Annotated in this window: 6 protein-coding genes; 4 read left to right on the top strand and 2 right to left on the bottom strand. The window is 61.8% G+C overall.

The genetic code is table 11. The features are described from left to right. The 4 genes from AC1D1P_RS17675 to AC1D1P_RS17690 all read left to right on the top strand — a co-directional run. Positions 1–351, top strand: a 351-nt coding sequence (locus tag AC1D1P_RS17675) for a DUF3106 domain-containing protein (protein WP_477673863.1), incomplete at its 5' end; no start/stop codon positions are given. Between the two features lie 95 nt (positions 352–446). Then, on the top strand, positions 447–980 hold the full coding sequence (locus AC1D1P_RS17680; protein ID WP_477673866.1) for an RDD family protein: 534 nt from the start codon (positions 447–449) through the stop codon (positions 978–980). 36 nt (positions 981–1,016) lie between these two features. Beyond that, positions 1,017–1,493, top strand: coding sequence for a diacylglycerol kinase (locus tag AC1D1P_RS17685; protein WP_477670849.1), 477 nt, complete (start codon positions 1,017–1,019; stop codon positions 1,491–1,493). Continuing rightward, entirely contained in the window at positions 1,490–2,122 is a 633-nt protein-coding gene (locus tag AC1D1P_RS17690) for an LOG family protein (RefSeq protein ID WP_477670850.1), read from the top strand. Before AC1D1P_RS17685 ends, AC1D1P_RS17690 begins: the two co-directional genes overlap by 4 nt. 154 nt (positions 2,123–2,276) lie before the next feature. Here the strand turns inward: AC1D1P_RS17690 and AC1D1P_RS17695 are convergent, their stop codons facing one another. Together AC1D1P_RS17695 and AC1D1P_RS17700 are read right to left on the bottom strand one after the other, a co-directional pair. Beyond that, positions 2,277–2,615 (bottom strand): P-II family nitrogen regulator, encoded by a 339-nt coding sequence (locus tag AC1D1P_RS17695; protein WP_477673864.1) that lies wholly within the window; start codon positions 2,613–2,615, stop codon positions 2,277–2,279. 165 nt (positions 2,616–2,780) lie between these two features. Continuing rightward, the coding region (locus AC1D1P_RS17700; RefSeq protein ID WP_477673865.1) for an NAD+ synthase at positions 2,781–3,616 on the bottom strand (836 nt) is incomplete at its 5' end.

The raw sequence follows: 3,616 nt of genomic DNA on the forward strand, positions 1-3,616 counted from the left end.
GTCACCTTGAGCCCCCAGCAGCGCGCGCAAGCCCGGCTGAACTTCGGCAAGACCAAGGAACTCTCCAAGCAGCTCACGCCTGAAGAGAAAAAAGCCAAATGGGAAACCTACCAGGCTCTCAGCCCCGAAGAAAAGCAGAAGCTGGCCGCCAAGGCCAGTCCAAAGCCTACCGGAGCGGCAACAGCGGTGAGACCGGTGGCACCGCAAAAGCTGGCGCCCGTGACACCGCACCCGGTCAAGGCAGCCAGCAAACCTGGCCCTAAAATCACTGCTTTGCAACCTGCCTCAGCTGCTACGCCCGCCGCGCCGTCCGCAAGCGGTGCCGCAACAAGCGCCACGCCCCAACGCTAAACGCTACCGCAGYGGCTGGGCTTGGCCCATGCCTGCTGCCGTCACTGTGGCCAACCTTTATCGCGACATCTTTGACAGTCACAGACACCCTCCCTATTCCGTCTATTCCCCGCCGCATGGCCTGCTGGATGTACGAAGGCATGCTGATGTTCGGCGTGGTTTTTCTGGCCGGTTACCTCTTCAGCACATTGAGCCAGACCCGAAATGCCCTGGACAATCGCCATGCCCTGCAGGCGTTCGTGTTTGTGATTTTCGGTATTTACTTCGTCTGGTTCTGGGCCAAAGGCCAGACCCTGGCCATGAAGACCTGGAACATCCGCGTGGTCGACCTCAACGGTGCACCCGTCACCCAGAAACGTGCGCTGCTGCGCTATGCGCTGAGCTGGCTCTGGTTCCTGCCACCCTTGGCCGTGAGCTGGGCAATGGCGCTGCCAGGACGAGAAGGCGCCGTACTGACGCTGGGATGGGTCGCCATCTGGGCCATCCTGGCGCGCTTTCATCCGCAAAAACAGTTTTGGCATGACGCCTGGGCGGGCACGCGGCTCATCACCTGGGTCGCACCCGAAAAACCCGGGCGCAAGGGGAAAAACAAGGCCGGTATCGCCGGTACTGCGACCCATCAGCCCTAACATCAATGTGCCATAAAGCTGCGCGACAATGGCACCATGCCCGAACAAGTTCCGTTTCCCATGTCTGTGCCAGCGCCGCCATCTGATGTTGATGTCGCTGCTGCTGGCGCCACCTCCCGACTGGGCTCCAATGAGCCCGTCAACCCCCAAAAACACCGCAAGGGCCTGAGCCGCGTCTGGCACGCCACCGGCTATTCCGTTGCCGGCCTGCGCGCCGGCTGGCATGAAACCGCTTTCCGTCAGGAGGCGATCGCGTCGATTGTGCTGATCCCCGCCGCTTTCTGGCTGGGCCGTAGCTGGGTCGAAACGGTGCTCCTGGCCGGCACCGTCATCCTCATCATGATCGTGGAGCTGCTCAACACGGGCATTGAAACCGCCATCGACCGCATCGGCCCCGAATGGCATGACCTTTCCAAGCGCGCCAAGGACATGGGAAGTGCCGCCGTACTGCTCAGCCTGCTGCTGTGCGCAGGTACCTGGGCCCTGGCGCTGTTCCAGCGATTTGCCGCATGAACGCAAGCATCAACAAAGTGACCGATATCTCCAAACCTGCCTCCAAACCTGCTTTTTCCCTCTGCGTTTACTGCGGATCCCGTCCCGGCAACCAGCCCGAATTCGCCGCCATTGCCGCCCTCGTGGGCACCTGGATTGGCAAGCGCGGCGGGCAGCTGGTCTATGGCGGTGGCCGCAATGGCCTGATGGGCATCATGGCCGACGCTGCGCTGGCGGCCGGCGGGCGTGTCGTGGGAATCATCCCCAAGGCACTGGTGGAGAAGGAATGGGCCCACACCGGATGCACCGAGCTGCACATCGTGGAAAACATGCATGAGCGCAAATACCTGATGGCCGAGCATGCCGATGCGTTCCTGGCATTGCCCGGCGGCATCGGTACGCTGGAGGAATTTTTTGAGGTATGGACCTGGCGCCAGCTCGGCTACCACGACAAACCGGTCGGCCTGCTCAACATGAACGGCTACTACGACGCCCTGCTCGCGTTCCTGGCATCTTCGGTAAAAACCGGCTTCATGAATGACTGGCTGATGGACCTGATCCGAACCAGCAGCGATGCCGAATCACTGCTGGAAACGCTGGTACAGGCAGCCGGCATGACGCCAGGCAACACCCGCCTAGACCAGATCTAAAACGCCCCTGGGGATTTCCACCCATACCAGCAGGGGCCGCGGGACTGGCTTTGCCAGACCGCAGGCGCAGCGGCCCCACTACGTGAGGAAAGGGGCAGCGCGCCGCAGGCTCGAAGTGAAAAGCGTGGGGGCCTATTTAAGCGTGGGGGCCTATCTAGACCGCCGCTTCGTCTTCCTCACCCGTACGGATACGCACCACCCGCTCGACGCTGGTGATGAAAATCTTGCCGTCACCGATCTTGCCGGTGCGTGCAGCGCGAACGATGGCATCCACGCAACGCTCCACGTCTTCGGTCTTCACCACAACCTCAACCTTGACCTTCGGCAGGAAATCGACGACGTATTCGGCGCCACGGTACAACTCGGTGTGGCCCTTCTGGCGGCCAAAGCCCTTGACTTCAGTGACGGTCAGACCAGTCACGCCGCATTCGGCCAAGRCCTCACGGACTTCTTCGAGTTTGAAGGGCTTGAGGACGGCGGTAATTTGTTTCACTGAATATCTCCATTAATTCTAAATATCGTCAAAAAGGCATTTAGCGGCGTACAACGTGCAAGTGACTTCACCAGCAGGGGCCGCGGAACCGGCTTTGCCGGGCCGCAGGCGCAGCGGCCCCCTCGGGGGGCAGGGAGCTACGCGAAGCGAGCGACCGTGGGGGCCTCATTGCCGGAATCTGCTGGTAATAGGATAGCGCCAATCCTTGCCAAAGCTCCTGTGGGTGACCCTGATACCCACGGGCGCCTGGCGGCGTTTGTACTCGTTGATGCGGATCAGCTGGGCCACGCGCACGACCAGCGCGCGGTCAAACCCGGCAGCGGCGATGGCATCCACGCCCTGGTCGTTCTCCATGTAGCGCTCCAGGATGGCATCCAGCACCTCGTAGGGCGGCAGGCTGTCCTGGTCGGTCTGGTCGGGCCGCAACTCGGCGCTGGGCGGCCGCGTGATGATGCGCTCGGGAATCGGGTTGCTGCCCGTGCCGTACGGGTCGTTTTCGTTGCGCCAGCGCGCCAGGCGAAACACCGTGGTCTTCAGCAGGTCCTTGATGACCGCAAAGCCGCCGGCCATGTCGCCGTAGAGCGTGCAATAGCCGGTAGCCATTTCACTCTTGTTGCCGGTGGTCAGCACGATGGAGCCGAACTTGTTCGACAACGCCATCAAAAACACGCCACGGATACGCGCCTGGATGTTTTCCTCGGTCGTATCTTCCTTCAGGCCTTTGAACTCACCGGCCAGCGACGCCTTGAAGGCTTCGAACTCCGGCACGATGGAAATCTCGTCGTAACGCACCTTCACGCGCTCGGCCATTTCGCGTGCATCGATCCAGGAGATGTCTGCCGTGTAGGGCGAAGGCATCATCACTGCGCGCACCTTGTCAGCGCCCAGCGCATCCACCGCCACCGCCAGCACCAGGGCCGAGTCAATGCCGCCCGAAAGCCCCAGAATGGCACCCGGAAAACCGTTTTTACCGAGGTAGTCGCGCACGCCCAGCACCAGCG

Source organism: Polaromonas sp. P1_E1_2 (genome assembly GCF_056406035.1).